Genomic DNA, 17629 nt, shown 5'->3' on the forward strand with positions numbered 1-17629 from the left:
CCCTCCTAGGCCTTTTTCTTGGACGTTGTTTCAGACTTGGCGGCGGGTGCGGCACCGGGTTTGCGCAGCTTTTCTTCGGGAATGTCGGCATAGATTATCTTGCCGCCGCCGTAGCCGCGTTCGCCGGGAGGCATTTCAAAGTAGGGTGAGGCTTCCTCGTATTCGAGCGTGGGCAGTGCGGCACCTTCTTTCCAGTAGGCAAGGGTGCGGTTCAGCCAGTCACGGTCGTTGCGTTCGGGGAAGTCTTCGCGGGTGTGGGCACCGCGGCTTTCGGTGCGCATCAGCGCGCCGTAGGCGGTGCACAGTGCCAGCTTGATCATGCCGGGCACACGCAGCGCCAGCGACATTTCAGGCGTAAAACCGGCGCTGTTGGACTGCAGCCCTATTTTCATGGAACGCTCATGCAGTGCTGTCAGTTTATCCACGGCGGTCTGCAGGTCTTTGGCGTTGCGGAAAATACCCACTCCTTCCATCATGATGTCCTGCAGTTCGTTGCGCAGGGTTACGGCGCTTTCTTTACCCTTGCGTCCGGCGGCGATGTCGCTGATGCGCTGGTTCATTTTGTTTGCGGCATCGCGCATGGCGCCGGTGGAGAAGCTGGTGGAATGCCCCTGCAGGAATTCGACGATTTTTTTGCCTATGTGACGTCCGGCCACAACTGTTTCTGCCAGCGAGTTGCCGCCCAGCCGGTTGAAGCCGTGCATGTCCCAGCAGGCGGCTTCGCCTGCGGCAAACAGACCCGTAAGCCCGTAGGCCGCACCGTCTTTGTCTGTACGCACGCCGCCCATGGAATAGTGCTGGGTGGGCCGCACGGGAATAAGCTGATGGATGGGGTTCACACCGAGGAAGTTGGTGCAGATGTCGTACACTTCGCGCAGGTTGGTGGTGATGTGTTTTTCGCCCAGATGGCGGATGTCGAGCCACAGATGGTCGCCGTACGGGCTTTTGACCCCCAGTCCCTTGCGCATGTGTTCGGTCATGCGGCGCGAAACCACGTCGCGCGAGGCCAGCTCGGCTTTTTCCGGTTCGTAATCGGGCATGAACCGGTATTCATTGACGTCCAGCAGGGTGCCGCCGTCACCGCGGCAGCCTTCGGTCACCAGAATGTCGGTGGGCACGGTGCCCGTGGGGTGAAACTGCACGGCTTCCATATTGCCCATGGGAACAATGCCGGTGTCCAGCGCTGCTATCTGTCCGCCGCCGTCGCAGATGACGGCGTTGGTTGTGGCGCGGTAGATACGGCCGTAACCGCCGGTGGCAATAAGTGTGGCAGAGGCGAAGTAGGCTATCAGCTCGCCGGTGCGCAGACTGCGGGCAATGCAGCCCATGCAGGTCTGACCGTCGTGGATGATGGCTTCGGCCTGTACTCTGTCATGAATGTTTACGCCGTATTGCAGGCAGATGTTGTCCAGCGTGTACAGCACGGAGTGTCCTGTGCCGTCGGATGTGTAGCAGGTACGCCATTTGGCGGTGCCGCCGAAGGCGCGGGCGTGGATGAGACCGTGTTTTTCTTTTTCTTCGGCGTCAAAGGGTTTGCCGCCTTTGTAATAAGTATGCATGCCGGCCACAACGCGGTTCCACGGCACGCCCCAGTGAGCCATTTCGCGCATGACGATGGGGGCTGTGTCGGCAAAAAGCCGGGCCACTTCCTGATCACACCCCCAGTCGGAGCCTTTGACCGTATCGGCAAAGTGCACATCGGTGGAGTCACCGTCACCCATTATGGCATTGCCGAGAGCGGCCTGCATGCCGCCCTGAGCGGCGGAAGAGTGCGAACGTCTGGGGGGAACGATGGAAAGACAGACCACATCGAATCCTGCCATGGCCGCTTCAACGGCGACCCGCTCACCGGCAAGGCCGGCGCCTATGCACAGGACGTCGGTATAGATAACTTGCATTGAACACCTCTTGCTCTGGCTGAAATAATTAAATGAGGTCAAGGAACATGAAGCGGACAAGAGTAAGCAGCCCCACCGCAATGAAGCCGATCATCATGGCGTTTTCGGTGCGCTGATACCATTTGCGGTTTTCACGGGTGATAAAACCGTATTTCACCCCTATGCGGTAAAATCCCACGCCTACGTGGATTTCAGCCATGGGCAGCAGAATGAGATAAAAAGAAAGCCAGCCGCCGTGCTGGATGCGGGCCGCGCTTTTCTGGGCGGTTATGGGCAGGTCGGTGAGCACTTCGTACATATGGATGCTGGCCATGACCAGAATGATCAGCGCCGTAACCACCTGTGCCACCCACATCCATGTGTCTTTGTGCCGCAGCATGCCCGCATGCCGCAGAAAAGCTCTTTGCTCCGTCGTGCGGAAGGGCATCTTGCGTCCGGCAAGAATGAAGTGGAAAAGCATGAGCGCAAAAATGACCGGCCCGCCTATCTGCGCCATGAATGTTGCCTCGAAAAACCATGCAATGGCGTTCATCAGCCGGGGGCTCAGGATGACGCTGGAGACCAGCAGCAGGTGCGCCCATAAGAAGAGAATCAACAGGACACCCGAGAGCATCTGGAGGAAGTCGAGCCTGCCTGCCAGTTTGCTCCGCTGGGGAACATGAAGCGTTACGGTGCTGGAGTTCATGTGCTGCTCCTCGGTAAAGGTTCGTTGCTGGGAAAAGGCCTGCCGGAAACAGGCCGCCACCCGTGCACTGCGGATACCGCAGGCGGTGCGCTCCGCCGGGGCTTTTCCGGTGCCCCTGCGGGTGTGCCTGCAGTACACAAAAGCATATGCCGTGCCAGTCTGTTATATCTAGTATAGTGTGATATTTCAGACGCATGCATGTTTGGTTGTTTGAGTGGTCAATGCGTTTTTCCTGTCATGCAGGATAATTTTCTTGTGCGGCAGGAAAGTAGAGAGAGGGGAAGGGCTGTTACTGTTCAGCAGGAAAATGCAGTGTACCGGCAGGCGGATGCCGGAGCATGCCAGACACGGCCCTTTGTCGGGTTGTCGTGTCTGCGGTGGTACGGATGTGCGGGGCGGACGGGTAAAACGGCTGCTGCGGGGCCGGCATGGAGGCGGAACAGGCGGCGGCGCAGGCGCACAGCCTGCTGTCAGCAGGCTTCTGCGGCGCTGGTTTGCTGCATATGCGCGTGGCCGCCGGTACATCATGAGGTGGTTATGTTGTGTTTTTTTAACAGGGCATACAGCCGCGACTGGGAAAGACCTGACGTGCTGACTGCTTTGCGCACGCAGTTGCCGCTTTCTGCCATGAGGCGCCGCAGGTATCCTGATTCGGCCTGCTGCAGCACCGCTTCACGGTAATCTTGCAGCAGCGGCAGCCCGGCGCCGGCGTTTTCAGCCATGGGGGGCGATGCTTGCGGCGGCGTGGTGCCGGGACCGGCAGCCACACGGGCCCGGGCTACTTTGGCACGCAGTGCGGGCGGCAGATGCCATGCAAAAAGGTACGGTTCGGTAATGGCTGCAACCAGTGCGTGGTCAAGCGCATGCAGCAGTTCGCGCACGTTGCCCGGCCAGCTGTAGTGCGTGAGCACATCAAAAAAATCAGCGTAGCACCCCTTGCGGTCCATGCCGGCCCTTGCGCATTCCCTGTCCAGATAATTGTTGCTGATGGCGGGGATATCATCTTTGCGATCGCGCAGCGGCGGCAGATCGATAAGTATGGAACGCAGGCGGAACAGAAGATCATTGCGGAATTCTCCCGCCTGCACCATGGCTTCCAGATCGCGGTTTGTCGCCGCCACCAGCCGGAAGTCGCAGGGCACTTCCTCTGCCGACCCCAGCGGGCGGACGGTGCGCTCCTGCAGAACCCGCAGGAAGCTTTTCTGCATGAGCAGTGGCAGTTCGCCTACCTCGTCCAGAAAGAGCGTTCCGCCGTGGGCACGCTGCACCAGTCCTGTGCGGTCTTTTTCTGCACCGGTGAATGATCCTTTGCTGTGGCCGAAAAGAATACTTTCCACCAGATTTTCCGGCAGACCGGCGCAGTCCACCACCACAAAGGGGCCGTCGGAGCGCATGCTGTTTTCGTGTATGGCGCGGGCGAACAGTTCCTTGCCGGTACCTGTTTCGCCGCAGATGAGGACGTTGGCGCAGGTCTGGGCCGACTGTGCAACCAGATCAAGACAGCGCATCAGGGCGGGGCTGTCACCCACTATGCCTTTGCGGCGCAGGGCGCGTACGGGGCAGTCCTTGCGCGATTCCATGCGTTTGCGGCGGAAATCCAGCGCACGTCTGAGGGTAAGCGTGATATCCTGAATGGAAGCTGTCTTTTCTATGTAGTCCCACGCGCCGTTGGTAATGGCCAGTTCTGCACCGTCAGGGTCTCCGGCGCCGGTGATGATTATGACCTCCGGGCGTGAGGGGGCTTCCGCCAGCCGGGGCAGAAAGGAAAGCCCGTTGCCGTCCGGCAGCCGCACATCCAGAAACACGGCATCGATATCGCCTTTTTCCGCATGTTGCAGGCCTTCGCCGCCCATGCCGGCCATGACCGGTTCACATCCCAGACGTCTGACTGTGCGTCCCAGCGCGTGGCGCATATGTTCGTCGTCGTCAATGATCAGAACGCGCATGTGCGGTGCTCCTGTGCTTTTTATGCTTGTCCAGCTGGGTGCGTATTTCCGCGCTCAGAGCCGCGGTATCAAACGGTTTGTAGAAAAAGGCGGCCACCCCGACCTTGCGCCAGTCTTTGGGATAGCGCGACAGGTTCCCAGTGCCTTCAAAGCCGGTGTACATGATGACGGGCAGGTCCGGCCGGATGCTCAGCAGCTCGCGTGTCAGTTCCACGCCTGTGAGGTTGGGCATCATCTGGTCGGTAAGTACCAGATCAAAGGCATGGGGCTTTCGTCTGAAAAGTTCCAGTGCCTCTTTGCTGCGTGTGACGCTGGTGACTTTGTATCCCAGCCGCGTGAACAGTTTTCCCACGGAATAGGCCAGGTCATCGTCGTCATCCACTATCAGCAACGATTCATTGCCGCGCTGCAGTGCGGAACGTATCTGTTTTTCCTGTACTTCTTCGGCCATGCCGCTGCAGGGCAGGTACACGCGGAAGGTTGAGCCCCTGCTGGGCGCGCTGTCCACCGTTATGCGCCCGCCGTGCAGCCGGACGATGTTTTGGGTGATGGAAAGTCCCAGCCCCGTTCCGCCGCTTTTTTTGCGTGTGGTGTAGAAAGGTTCAAACACGTGTTTCATGACCACCGGCTTCATGCCTGTACCCGTGTCGCGTACGGATATGACCACATAACGTCCCGCGGGCAGTTCCAGCGGGGCGGCGTGTCCGGTGTCCAGAGTTTCCATGTCCAGTGTGATTTCCAGCAGGCCTTTCATGCCGCGCATGGCCTGCTCGGCGTTGGTGCACAGGTTCATGAGCACCTGCAGCAGCTGGTCCGGGTCGGCTTTTACCTGCGCGGTGGGCGCATTGATGCGCAGGCGGACCTCCACTGTGGCGGGAATGAATGTCTGCAGCAGCTGGATGCATTCCTGTACGGTGTATCGTACCTGCACCGTGGTTTTGGTCAGTTCGGTGCGCTGGCTGAACGTCTTGATGCGTTTGACAAGATTTTTACCGCGCCGTGCCGCCTTGAGCACATGGTACAGGTCTTCGCGCACGGGGCTGTCTTCCGGCGTATCTTCCAGTGCCAGTTCGCTGCATGACGATATGGCGCCGAGAATATTATTGAAATCATGCGCTATGCCGCCAGCAAAAATGCCGATGGCCTCCATTTTTTGTGCATGACGCAGTTCGCGTTCCATCTGGCGCCACGGTTTAAGAATGCCGCTGACCATATACAGGCTGGTGGGCAGTACAAAAAAGACAAGGGTGATGAAAACCCCCACGCCCACGATCATCAGGGCCTTGTTGATATGCCCGTCAAGACGCGCGGCCAGCTTTTCCTGTTCGTTCTGGATGTTGTCGGTGTAGATGCCTGTGGCCAGCCAGAAGTCGGTACCGGGAATAATCTCGGCGTAGGCCAGTTTGGGCAGCGGCGTGGTTTCGCCGGGCTTGTGAAAGCTGTACGAAACATAACCGCCGCCGCTGCGGACCAGTGATGCCAGAATGCTGATGTAGGGCACGCCGTCTTTGTCGTGGTGGTTCAGGCGGTCGGTGCCTTGAAAAGCGGGGTCAAGAGGATGGACGATGTTGATGCCGTTGAGGTCGTAGACAAAGTAATAACCGTCGTTGTCGTAGCGCACGGCATTGATGGTGCGCCGCAGCACATCAACCGGATTATCGCCCCGTTCACGGGCTTTGGTCATGGCGTCTGACAATGCCGCGGCCATGCTTTGCACCGAGTAGCGCAGAGTTCGTTCGTAGCCGTGCACCGTGGCCGATTTTACCTCTGCCAGCGAATCGGACTGCACAAGCTTGATGTAGTAGGTGTATGTGAGTCCGATGGCAGAGGCGAAGACAATAAGAAAGAGCAGCAAAAGACCGATACGGCCTGCAATGCTGGCATTGGCGCGCAATACGACCTCCTCCCGCCGGTACCACCGGCAGGCAACCCCGGGAGCAAGCACTGCGGAACAGGGGGCAGCAGCGCCGTCTGATCAGCAGGCAGACGCAACCGCAGCGCTTTTCCGATGATTTATCCGTACACACTTCAGGATAAAGGTGCAAGCCTGTCGAGAGTTTGTGTCATACTGCGTGCAGATGTGGCCTGTACTTTTCCGGGTACTTGCTCCGGCCTGAGAGGCGGGGCATGATGTGTCCCGCGTATGGCCGGACGTCCGGCGGCATGGGCAACGGCATGCCCGTACAACAGAACAGTGCATGAAAATTGGAGCCTGAAACACTGCGGAGAAACTTTATGAATCCTGTAAATATCAGAATTTTTTCAGATTATATTTGACCGTTCTGCTATATCGGCAAGGGGCTTGTCGAAAAACTGCAGGCGGAACTGAATGTCAGCTCCGAGTGGCTGCCATATGAAGTGCATCCCGAAACGCCGCTGCGGGGGGTGGAACTGGCGGAATACTTTCCCGATCTTGATCCCGCGGCTTTTATGGCAGACATGGACCGGCGCGGGGCGCCGCTGGGCAAGAGGTTCGGCGGACAGCGGCTTTTGAGCAACTCGCGTCATGCCCTGCTGGGCAGAATACACGCTGCGCGGCAGGGCAGGGCAGATATCTATGACGAGGCCGTTTTCCGAGCGTATTTCACCGACGGGGCAGACATAGGCGACATGGCGGTGCTGGGCAGTGCGGCCGCAGCTGCCGGACTGGACAAGGCGGAATTTATGCGGGCTGTGCAGGATGGCAGATATGAACCGGTACTGCAGGAATATGCGCGGCAGGCACGCGGGCAGGGAGTGCGTGCCGCTCCGACTTTTTTCATTGAAGGATATGGTAAAATTGTGGGGGCGCAGCCGTTTGCAGTGCTGCGCGACGCCGTTGTGCGGGCGGCCGGAGGTACGCCGCCCCCGGCGCTGTAACCTGTTCCGGTTTGTCCTGCCGCAGGCCGCAGCCGCGTGGCGTGCACAAGGCTGTGCCGCGTCTGGTGCGGCCTGTATCCGGCAGGCGTGCTACAGCCCGTACAGCTGGATTTTGCGGTATAGTGTGGCCAGCCCTATGCCCAGCCGCTCGGCTGCAAGTTTTTTGCCGCCGGTGGTGGAACCGAAGCGGTCCAGCGCCCGCTGTATGGCCTGACGTTCAAGCTCGCTCAGGGGGATGATATCGTCCTGCCGATCCAGCTGTTCTTTTTTTTCACCGCGCAGCGCGGCATGCAGAAAAGGGGGAAGAACGGCAGGTGTCACCACGCCGTTTTCAGGCATCATGTTGACTATGAATTCAATGGCGTTTTCAAATTCACGGATGTTGCCCGGCCAGGGGTAGCTTTTAAGCATGTCCATGCACTGCGGGTCTATGTGGCGCAGATTTTTGCCGAACCGTTCTCCGTACTTGCGGAAGAAATGTTCGGTCAGCATGTCCACATCTTCCAGCCGTTCGCGCAGCGGGGGGATTTCAAAAGGAATGACCTTGAGTCGGTAGTACAGGTCACTGCGGAACGAGTTGTGGGCGATAAGTTCGCTGAGGTTGTCGTTGGTGGCGGCAATGACACGGATATCTATGTTGATAAGCTTGTTGGACCCCAGCCGTGTGATGGTGCGTTCCTGCAGTACACGCAGCAGCTTGACCTGCAGATACAGGGGCATGGAGCTTATTTCATCCAGAAACAGCACCCCGCCGTTGGCCAGCTCGAATTTGCCGATGCGTCCGGAAGACCGCGCACCGGTAAAGGCTCCGCTTATATAGCCGAAAAGTTCGCTTTCCAGCAGTGAATCAGGAATGGCCCCGCAGTTGATGGCAATGAACGGCTGGTCGTGTCTGTTGCTTTCCTTGTGAATGGCACGGGCAAACAGTTCCTTGCCGGTACCGCTTTCACCTTCTATGAGCACGGTGGAAGATGATGTGGCGATGCTGCGCACGCGTTCTTTCAGCCGCACCACGGCGGGCGAGTTGCCCAGTATGGCCCCCAGCCCGTCCGAATGGGACTGTGATGTGAACCGCGACATGCGCCTGGTGAAATCGCGCTGATGTTCAAAAATGACCAGACGTGCAAACCGCGGGTCCTGCGCGGCCAGTTCCACGGTGCGGCCCATGACCATCAGTTCCTTGCCGTTGTAGCTCAGTTCGTATTCGTCGGCGTCTTCCACCGTGTTGCCGGTGGCAGTCAGAGTCAGGTTGGCCGGCAGGGGCGGGTCGGGCAGGCGTATGGTGCGTTTGGCATGTTCGTTCACATAGGTCAGCTGTCCGTCGCGGCCAAAAACAAACACCCCGTCGGAATAGGCATCCACCACACTCTGCAGCATGTCCACGGTGTTGGACATCATGGTTATGCGCTGCTGGTCCCGTGCGGCGCTGATGACAATGTTGGACATCATGTCCACGAAGTCGAGAAATGAATCACGGGTTTTCAGTATGCGCGCCCGGTCTTCTTCATTGAAGCAGATAATGCCGATGATGCCTTCCACCTTGCCGTCAATCTTGATGGGGGCGCAGAGCGTGAGCTTTTCTTCGCAGGTGTCTTTTTTTTTGCAGCCGTCACAGATGGGATGAAAGCGGGGTTTTTCCACATACACGGGGCGGCCGGTGCGGCGTGCCGTCCGGTAGACCTGTCCTGCCTCTATGATGCTGGTACCCACGCCCTCGGCATAGCGCCCCGTACCGGCAATGCGGACAAATTCGGCGTTCACCACCTCCACGTCCAGCCCGATGACAATGGATATGACCTGTGCAATCCGGTTTATGGCCGGTGCGATGCTGTCGAGCATTCTCTGTTCTCGATATGATAATAGCTTTTCTGTTTGCAGATGGCGTCTGTATTGAAAAAGCTATGTTTGTTGTAAAAAAATGTCTGTATTGCAGCATGTTGCAATGTGTTATAGAGAAATTATCACATCGAGAAAATTTTTTCAATATGAGAAGTATCAATGAAGCCGGGCAGTGGCGACGTGCCTGTCTCTTTTTTGTAACTACATGATATGACATAAAATTAATGTCAGGTATTCATTTTGGCATCCTCTTTGCCTTAAGGGCGGCATACCTACTGACATTTTTAGGAGGATTTCATGAAAAAGATTGTACACACCGATGCCGCCCCCGCAGCTATCGGTCCGTATTCACAGGCCGTGCTCAAAGGTGACACCCTGTATATTTCAGGCCAGCTGCCCGTTGACCCCGCCACAGGCGAACTGGTGGACGGTATTGAAGCTCAGACCAGACAGAGCCTGACCAACGCCAAGGCCATTCTGGAAGCTGCCGGTTCTTCGCTGGACAAGGTGTGCCGCACCGGCGTGTTTATGAAAGATCTTTCGCAGTTTGCCCAGATGAACGCCGTCTACGCGGAGTTTTTCTCCACCGCATTTCCCGCCCGCAGCTGCGTGCAGGTAGCCGCCCTGCCCAAGGATGCGCTTGTGGAAATCGAACTCATTGCCGAAGTGTAGGTCGCAGTTTCATGAGTAACATCCGTTTTATTGCCAACCAGAAGGCCAGACAGCAGACAGACAAGGTGGACGTGAGCTTTCTGTCCTGCGCAGAGGCGGAAGTCGTCCGCGGTTTCTTTAAGACCTTTGAAGGGTATGAACCCACTCCTCTTGTCGGTTTGAAAGGATTGGCCGCAGAACTGGGCGTATCGTCTTTCTACCTTAAGGATGAATCCAAACGTTTTGGCCTGAACGCCTTCAAGGTGCTTGGCGGGGGCTATGCCATAGCCAAGCACATCTGCCGGCGTCTGGGCGTGCCCATTGCCGAGATGAGCATGGAACGTCTGTGCTCTGCGGAAGTGCGTGAAGCGCTGGGTGAAGTGACGTTTGTTTCGGCCACGGACGGAAACCACGGCCGCGGTGTGGCATGGGCTGCCAACCGTATGGGACAGAAATCCGTTATCTATATGCCCAAAGGCTCCGCCGTAACGCGGCTTGAGAATATCCGCGCAGAAGGAGCACAGGCCAGCATAACCGACCTGAACTACGATGACGCTGTGCGTCTTGCATGGAAAGATTCGCAGGAAAAAGGCTGGGTTATGGTGCAGGATACCGCGTGGGAAGGCTACGAGGAAATTCCCGGCTGGATCATGCAGGGATACACCACGCTGGCGCTTGAAGCTCTGGAAGAGTTTGAACGGCAGGAAGGCGAAGCCCCCACGCATGTGTTTCTGCAGGCGGGAGTGGGGTCCTTTGCCGGTGGCGTACAGGGCCTGCTGGCTCAGCGCTACGGCGAGCGCCGCCCTGTAACCGCAGTGGTGGAACCGGAACTGGCTGACTGCATTTTCCGTTCTGCCGCCGCTGCTGACGGCAATCCGCACTTTGTCACCGGCGACATGCCTACGGTGATGGCCGGTCTGGCCTGCGGCGAGCCGAACACGGTGGGCTGGAGCATTCTGCGCGACTACAGCGACGGCTACATATCATGCCCCGATTGGGTGGCCGCCAACGGCATGCGTATTCTTGCCAGCCCGCGGCCCGGAGATGCCCGTGTCATTTCCGGAGAATCCGGCGCAGTGACCACCGGCATAGTTGAATGCCTCATGCGTATGCCCGACATGGCTCCCGTGCGCGAGGCTCTGGAACTGGACGGCGACTCGCGCGTGCTGGTCATCAGCACCGAAGGCGACACCGACCCTGTGATGTACCGCAAGATTGTCTGGCAGGGCGCCTACCCTGAAATTGAAGGATAAAAAGGTATCACCGTGTTGAATGAACAAGTGAAGAAAAGCGTTGTGGACCTGTGCGCTGCCGTTATCCGGCAGCCCAGCGTCTCGGGCGAGGAAGCCGGTGTCGTTTCCGAACTCAAGGCCTTCATGGAGTCGAGCGGGTTTGATTCGGTGACTGTCGACCGTTACGGCAGCATCATCGGTTGTGTGAAAGGCAACCGCCCCGGCCCCAGAATTCTGTTTGACGGCCATATAGACACTGTGCCTGTGGATGCCGCACGCTGGACCAGAGATCCTTTCGGCGCCCAGATCGAAAACGGCCGCATGTACGGCCGCGGCACATCGGATATGAAAGGCGCCGTGGCAGCCATGGCCGTGGCGGCAGCTGAAATGGCAAAGCCGGAAAACCGTGATTTCGCCGGTGAGATTTATGTGGCCGGCGTGGTGCACGAAGAATGCTTTGAAGGGGTGGCCGCACGCGAAATCAGCAGTGCCGTCAAGCCCGATTATGTGGTCATCGGCGAAGCATCGCAGCTGAATCTGAAAATAGCCCAGCGCGGCCGGGCTGAAATTGTATTGCAGACAGAGGGCAAACCCGCGCACTCCGCGTCGCCCGATGAAGGCATAAACGCCGTGCACAAAATGATGAAGCTGGTGGCCTGCGTGGAAGCGCTGACCCCGCCCGAACAGGAAGTGCTGGGCAAAGGTACCAACGCCCTTACCGACATCAAGTCGTCTCCGTACCCCGGCGCCTCGGTGGTGCCTTCCGGCTGCCGCGTGACCTACGACCGGCGCCTGCTGGTGGGAGAAACCAAAGAGTCCATTCTGCAGCCCATCCGCGACATCATTGCCCGGTTGCAGGCCGAAGATTCCGCTTTCAAGGCAACTGTGGGGCTGGCTGAAGATCAGGCCCCCTGCCACACCGGCGAAACCATCCGCGCCGAGCGGTTTTTCCCCGCATGGCGTTACGAAGAGTCCGAAGAGTTTGTCCGGCAGGTTCTGGGCGGTCTGCGTGCAGCCGGTCTTGACCCGCAGATAGACCACTATGCCTTCTGCACCAACGGCAGTCACTATGCCGGCGAGGCAGGTATCAGAACCTTCGGCTTCGGTCCCTCGCTCGAAACTCTGGCACACACCGATGATGAGTACATCGAGCTTGATCAACTCTACAAGGCTGTTGCCGGCTACATGGCCATCAGCCGAGCCCTGCTGCAGGCCTAGAAGAGGAGTCACCTGCCATGACGAGCACATTCTATGTTATTCTGGCCTATATGGCGTGCATGATCGGAATCGGCCTGTGGGTCGCCAAACGCAAAATCCGTCAATCTGAAGATTTTCTTCTGGCAGGCCGGCAGCTTGGTCCGGCTATGATGGCAGGGACTCTCGCCGCCGCCGAAATCGGCGGCGGCAGTACCCTGGGCGTTGCGGCCAAGGCCTATGGCGAATGGGGTTTTTCCGCAGGATGGTACGTTGTCAGCGCCGGTATCGGCATCTTTCTGGTGTCGTTCGTCGCCCCGTATCTGCGCCGCTCCATGGCCACCACGGTTCCTGAAATTCTGGCACGGCGTTACGGCCGCACATCGCATATCATAACCACTTTTCTTTCCATCAGCGCCCTTTTCTTTGCCACGGCTGCGCAGGTCATTGCCACCTCGTCGGTCATCCATGTGGTAACCGGCGCCGACCTGACCATGGTCATCATCCTTTCCGGCTGCGTGGTCACGGCCTACACGCTCATGGGCGGGCTCATGTCGGTGGCCTTTACCGATATCGTGCATATATTCTTCATCACCGTAGGTATGGCTGTGGCCATGCCCATCATTCTGCACAACTCCGGCGGGTGGGACCATCTTGTGGCCACGCTGCCTCCTTCGCAGATGAGCCTGACCAACGTGGGCTGGAAGACTATATTCGGACTTATCCTTATGTACTTCATGACCTTTTCCACAGGTCAGGAAGCGGTTCAGCGGTATTTTGCCGCACGTAACGCCAAAGTGGCCAAGATGGGCTCCTTCATGTGCTCCTGCCTGATGGCCCTGTACGGCTTCATTCCGGCAGTCATAGGTCTGGTGGCACTGGCCCACTTCCCCGGTATCGAACCCAACAGTGCGCTGCCCACGGCCGCGCAGCATTTCGCCCCGACCATCATCGCAGGCGTGGTTCTGGCATCGGTGGTGGCGGCAACCATGTCCAGCGCCTCCGGCAACATGCTGGCCGTGTCCACACTGTTCACCAAAGACGTCTTTCAGAAGTATATCCGCCCCGATGCCACAGACAAGCAGCTCATGACATGGAGCAAGGGCACCATCCTGTTCGTGGGCATGTGCGCCGTGGGCATCGCGCTGGGTAATTACTCCATCATATCGCTGCTCATTCTGGCATTCACCATGCGTGCCGCCGGTCCTTTCGCAGCGTTCGTCTTCGGGCTGATTTATGAAAAAGCCACCGTAAACGCCGGACTGTACTCCATCATTCTGGGGTCCGTGGCTGCCATCGGATGGCAGCAGGCCGGTGAACCCTACGGCATCATGGCCATCGTGTTCGGCGCGCTGGTCAGTACCGTGAGCTTCTTTGCGATTTCCAAGATTGAAATCGCCATGGGTGTTGCGCCTGCCCCGCTGGCCATCACCGAAGAACACCGCAAGGCGAGCGGCGAAGAGTAGCAAGGTTATTTGACGGGACGGGCGCGGGTGAAGGCGCGCCCGTCCTGCAGCGTCTTACTGCGCGGGCCGGACGCTGCTTTTCCGCTGCACCCGGAAAAAAAACGGCCCGCCCGCGGCGCAGGATTCCGCAACAGCGCTTCCTGCGCCGGAAATTTCACCGGAAAGCAACTGCCCGTGACAGGCAGGGGGAAAAGACCATGAAAAGACTTATCAGCAACGCCACCATCATCGACGGGACAGGAGCCGCCGGTTTCAGCGGTTCTGTAGTGACCGAAGGAGAGAGGATCGTCGCGGTGCTGCCGGACAGCAATCCTCAGGGCGATTTCGATGAAGTGCTCGACGCTCAGGGTTGTGTCGTCTGCCCCGGCTTCATCGACACCCACAGCCATTCCGACCTGCTGATTTTCAGAGAAAAACATGTGCCCGCCAAGACAAGGCAGGGTATCACAACAGAAATTCTGGGTCAGGACGGTATTTCCGCCGCGCCCATGCCTGCAGAGTATGAAAGCCCGTGGCGTAAAAATCTTGCCGGTCTGGACGGCGATGTGGAAGAGCTGGACTGGTCGTATGCCACCACCGACGGCTACCTGAAGCTGCTGGAGCAGAACGGCAGCGCACCCAACGAAGGGTATCTGATCCCGCACGGCAACGTGCGTATGGAGGCGCTGGGGCTTTCCAATGTAAAAGCCACGGACGACGACCTGCGCCGCATGCAGGACATCCTGCGCCGTGAACTGGAAGCCGGCGGTATGGGTTTTTCCACCGGACTTATTTACATGCCCTGCGCCTACAGCGACACGCGCGAGATGGTGGCCCTGTGCAAAGCGGCTGCGGAATTCGACAGACCTCTGGTTATCCACCAGCGCAGCGAGGCCGATACCATTCTGGAATCCATGGAAGAAGTCATCACCATGGGGCGCGAATCGGGCGTGAAGGTGCATTTTTCGCACTTTAAGATCTGCGGCAAAAACAATGCCGACAAGTATGAAAAAGTGCTCGCGCTGCTGGACAGATGCAGTGCCGAAGGCATCCGTGTCTCTTTTGATCAGTACCCCTACATTGCCGGTTCCACCATGCTGGGCGTGATTCTGCCGCCGTGGGTGCATGACGGCGGGACCGACCTGCTGTTGCAGAGGCTGGCCGACCCCGAAGCCCGCAGGCGCATGGTGCGTGATATCCGCAGCGGCATCGCCGGCTGGGATAACTTTGTGGAGTTTGCCGGACTGGACGGCATATATGTGACCGACGTGAAAACCGCCGCCAACGGCGACTGCATAGGCAAGAACCTTGTGGAACTGGGTGAACTGCGCGGCAAGGATCCTTTCGAGGCCACATTTGATCTGCTGCTGCAGGAAGAGAATGCCGTGGGCATGGTCGATTTTTACGGTCTGGAAGAACATGTGGAAGGCTTTATGCGCCGTCCCGAGATGAACGTATGCACTGACGGTCTGCTGGGCGGCAAGCCGCATCCCCGCGTATATGGTGCTTTTCCGCGGGTGCTTGGCCGCTATGTGCGCGAACGCGGCGCCCTGACGCTTGAAGAAGCCGTGCGTAAAATGACAGGCCGCCCCGCCTCTGTGTTCGGACTTGCCGGACGAGGTGAACTGAAAGCCGGAAATTATGCCGATATTGTGGTGTTTGACCCGCAGACTGTGCAGGACAACGGAACCTTTACCGACCCCTGCCAGTTCCCCGACGGCATCCATCATGTACTGGTCAACGGCCGGTATGTGGTGCGCAATGCCGCCAATACGGACGAGGCGCCCGGAAAGGTGATCCGTCTGTAACAGAAACAGATGCACCGCCCGCACAGGCCCGTCCGGCCATTGGCCGGGCAGGGCGGTGCATCTGTCTTTTTCCGGTGCGGCGCACCGGCGATGATTGTTTTTCCTCCGAAGACGCAGCGGCTGTGCGGCCGGCCATTCTGGCTGGGTGGGCGGGCCGCGGCTTTCAGCAGACTGCGCCGGGGCTCCTTGCGTGTGTCGCGGATGCAATGTCCGGGGCACACGCTTTTTTTTGCGGATGCACAAGTGCAGACCGCCCGGGGCATACAGTTGCCGCGGGCGGTTTATGTGTTCATGGCGGCCGCGGAATCCGGCCCCGGGCAGAAAGGCGGCACTGCGGAAACCTCCGGCGTGTGCGGGCCATGCGGCGTCAGGCGTCTTCGTGCGTGCCGTCCTGTACGTCACGTAATTTTCTGAACAGGGTGGTCCTGCTTATTTTGTACATGGATGCCACCTTGCATACCGAGCCGTGACGTTTGAGGGCTTCCTGCAGAATTTCCCGTTCGATGTCGGCCATGATTTCCTTCAGCGGACGCTCGTCTTCGGGGGCGGGGGGCGTGTAGGGAGTGCTTTTGCCTGCGCGGGTGATATGCGGCGGCAGATGCTCGGGGCGGATAGAGCGCCCGTCGCATGTGACCACAAGGCTCTGGATGAGATTCTGCATCTCACGCACATTGCCCGGCCAGCCGTAGTTGCCCAGAGCGTGGCGAGTGGCTCTGGTCATGGTCATGGTGCGGTGGTATTTGGCATTGAACCGGTCAAGAAACGTGTCTGCCAGCGGAAGAATGTCGTCGCTGCGTTCGCGCAGCGGCGGCAGCCGCAGCACGGCCACATTCAGGCGGTAAAAAAGATCGCTGCGGAACCGCCCTTCTTCCACCTCTTTTGCCAGATTGCGGTTGGTGGCGGCGATGATGCGCACATTGACCTCTTTGGGCTGCGTGGCGCCCACGCGCATGACCTCTCTGTCCTGCAGCACGCGCAACAGCTTTGCCTGCATGGGCAGTGGCAGCTCGCCTATTTCGTCCAGAAAAACCGTACCGCCGTCGGCTATTTCAAAGTAACCCGGTTTCCCTTTGCTGCTTGCTCCGGAAAACGCACCCGGAACATAGCCGAACAATTCAGATTCTATAAGATTTTCAGCTATGCTGCCGCAGTCCACCTTCATGAACAGCTTGCCGTCGCGGGGACTGTATTCATGGGCAAGACGGGCAATCACATCTTTGCCCACCCCTGTTTCACCCAGAATAAGCATGGTGGCATCGGTGGAAGCCACGCGCTGCAGCAGTTCCAGAACCCGTTTCATGGCATGACTTTCAAATACGGGGCGCGGGTGGCGGGTCTGCTCCTGCGCCATGTGTTCCATGCGCTCGTTGAACGAGTCTATCAGCTCGCGCTGCTGGGCTATCTGGTCGCGGAACTGGGTTATCATGGTGATGTCGCGTGCGAATGTGACCACAAGACAGACTTCACCTTCATCGTCAAACACAGGATAGCCGCGCAGGATGACCTTTTTGCTCTGCCGGACATTCTGCACGGATGTGGCCGGGCGGCGTGTGCGGACTATTTCGGGGTTCAGAATGATGTCAAAGACACCTTCTTCCAGCAGGGTGCTGACATTCAGTCCCTTGATGTCTTTCATCTGCAGGCCGGTAAGCTGTTCGTACCGTTTGTTGACGAACAGGGTCTTTCCGGATTTGTCTGTAATGTATATCCCGTCACTTAATACATCAAATATGCTTTCTATATGTTGTATTACTTTACGCATTGTATGGCCGGCAAAATGCAGCGCAGCACGCTTTCAGCTTTACCATGCCAAGCATGAAGCTGATGTGATGCACTGTATGCTGTGTTTATTATTTTGTGCATATCTAAGAATGCGTATGCACCGTGATGCTTCCGGAAAGTATATCGCAGGAGAAGTGTTCTGCGACGTGTTGTTGCGTGATAGTAAAATGGTTGTCTCCGGAATGCATCATAAAAATGAAGCCGCTGTTATCTGAGCGGCTTCATGACATTTTTTGCGTGTCAAACGACATGCCGGCCCCTTGCGGTACGGCATATGAGCGGGGCCGGAC

The 17629-nt window shown here is 58.1% G+C and carries 12 protein-coding genes; 6 read left to right on the top strand and 6 right to left on the bottom strand.

Annotation, left to right across the window (positions count from 1 at the left end; translation table 11 throughout):
• Positions 1-5 precede the first annotated feature (5 nt).
• The 4 genes from ACZ5D1_RS05440 to ACZ5D1_RS05455 all read right to left on the bottom strand — a co-directional run bounded on the left by ACZ5D1_RS05440 (position 6) and on the right by ACZ5D1_RS05455 (position 6423).
• A complete protein-coding gene (locus ACZ5D1_RS05440) occupies positions 6-1898 on the bottom strand; it encodes a fumarate reductase flavoprotein subunit (protein ID WP_464556167.1) in 1893 nt (630 codons plus the stop codon).
• 28 nt (positions 1899-1926) lie between these two features.
• Positions 1927-2583, bottom strand: a complete 657-nt coding sequence (locus ACZ5D1_RS05445; RefSeq protein ID WP_011367260.1) for a fumarate reductase cytochrome b subunit — start codon at positions 2581-2583, stop codon at positions 1927-1929.
• Between the two features lie 524 nt (positions 2584-3107).
• Positions 3108-4529 (bottom strand): sigma-54-dependent transcriptional regulator, encoded by a 1422-nt coding sequence (locus ACZ5D1_RS05450; protein WP_464556169.1) that lies wholly within the window; start codon positions 4527-4529, stop codon positions 3108-3110.
• Positions 4510-6423, bottom strand: coding sequence for an ATP-binding protein (locus ACZ5D1_RS05455; RefSeq protein ID WP_011367262.1), 1914 nt, complete (start codon positions 6421-6423; stop codon positions 4510-4512). The genes ACZ5D1_RS05450 and ACZ5D1_RS05455 overlap by 20 nt, the downstream gene beginning before the upstream one ends.
• Before the next feature lie 395 nt (positions 6424-6818).
• Here ACZ5D1_RS05455 and ACZ5D1_RS05460 point away from each other — a divergent pair, with 395 nt between their 5' ends.
• Positions 6819-7388, top strand: a complete 570-nt coding sequence (locus tag ACZ5D1_RS05460; RefSeq protein WP_464556533.1) for a DsbA family oxidoreductase — start codon at positions 6819-6821, stop codon at positions 7386-7388.
• 90 nt (positions 7389-7478) lie between these two features.
• On the opposite strand, the gene ACZ5D1_RS05465 is transcribed toward ACZ5D1_RS05460, so the two are convergent.
• On the bottom strand, positions 7479-9227 hold the full coding sequence (locus ACZ5D1_RS05465; protein WP_464556171.1) for a sigma-54 interaction domain-containing protein: 1749 nt from the start codon (positions 9225-9227) through the stop codon (positions 7479-7481).
• 297 nt (positions 9228-9524) lie between these two features.
• Between ACZ5D1_RS05465 and ACZ5D1_RS05470 the strand changes: the two genes are divergently transcribed.
• From ACZ5D1_RS05470 to ACZ5D1_RS05490, 5 genes are all read left to right on the top strand, one after another.
• Positions 9525-9899, top strand: coding sequence for a RidA family protein (locus tag ACZ5D1_RS05470; protein WP_011367265.1), 375 nt, complete (start codon positions 9525-9527; stop codon positions 9897-9899).
• Between the two features lie 11 nt (positions 9900-9910).
• Complete coding sequence (dpaL, locus tag ACZ5D1_RS05475) at positions 9911-11131, top strand: diaminopropionate ammonia-lyase (protein ID WP_011367266.1); 1221 nt, start codon at positions 9911-9913, stop codon at positions 11129-11131.
• 12 nt (positions 11132-11143) lie between these two features.
• Entirely contained in the window at positions 11144-12328 is a 1185-nt protein-coding gene (locus ACZ5D1_RS05480; protein ID WP_011367267.1) for a YgeY family selenium metabolism-linked hydrolase, read from the top strand.
• A gap of 17 nt (positions 12329-12345) precedes the next feature.
• A complete protein-coding gene (locus ACZ5D1_RS05485; protein ID WP_464556174.1) occupies positions 12346-13770 on the top strand; it encodes a sodium:solute symporter family protein in 1425 nt (474 codons plus the stop codon).
• 197 nt (positions 13771-13967) lie between these two features.
• Positions 13968-15557, top strand: coding sequence for an N-acyl-D-amino-acid deacylase family protein (locus ACZ5D1_RS05490; protein WP_011367269.1), 1590 nt, complete (start codon positions 13968-13970; stop codon positions 15555-15557).
• A gap of 367 nt (positions 15558-15924) precedes the next feature.
• On the opposite strand, the gene ACZ5D1_RS05495 is transcribed toward ACZ5D1_RS05490, so the two are convergent.
• The gene (locus ACZ5D1_RS05495) at positions 15925-17319 is read right to left on the bottom strand and encodes a sigma-54 interaction domain-containing protein (RefSeq protein ID WP_011367270.1); all 1395 of its coding nucleotides are present in this window, start codon (positions 17317-17319) and stop codon (positions 15925-15927) included.
• Positions 17320-17629 lie beyond the last annotated feature (310 nt).

This window comes from Oleidesulfovibrio vietnamensis (assembly GCF_055388115.1).

Coding starts and splice junctions, on each gene's coding strand:
- ACZ5D1_RS05440 (WP_464556167.1), bottom strand. CDS start 1,898: ATGCAAGTTATCTATACCGACGTCCTGTGCATAGGCGCCGGCCTTGCC.
- ACZ5D1_RS05445 (WP_011367260.1), bottom strand. CDS start 2,583: ATGAACTCCAGCACCGTAACGCTTCATGTTCCCCAGCGGAGCAAACTG.
- ACZ5D1_RS05450 (WP_464556169.1), bottom strand. CDS start 4,529: ATGCGCGTTCTGATCATTGACGACGACGAACATATGCGCCACGCGCTG.
- ACZ5D1_RS05465 (WP_464556171.1), bottom strand. CDS start 9,227: ATGCTCGACAGCATCGCACCGGCCATAAACCGGATTGCACAGGTCATA.
- ACZ5D1_RS05470 (WP_011367265.1), top strand. CDS start 9,525: ATGAAAAAGATTGTACACACCGATGCCGCCCCCGCAGCTATCGGTCCG.
- dpaL (WP_011367266.1), top strand. CDS start 9,911: ATGAGTAACATCCGTTTTATTGCCAACCAGAAGGCCAGACAGCAGACA.
- ACZ5D1_RS05485 (WP_464556174.1), top strand. CDS start 12,346: ATGACGAGCACATTCTATGTTATTCTGGCCTATATGGCGTGCATGATC.
- ACZ5D1_RS05490 (WP_011367269.1), top strand. CDS start 13,968: ATGAAAAGACTTATCAGCAACGCCACCATCATCGACGGGACAGGAGCC.
- ACZ5D1_RS05495 (WP_011367270.1), bottom strand. CDS start 17,319: ATGCGTAAAGTAATACAACATATAGAAAGCATATTTGATGTATTAAGT.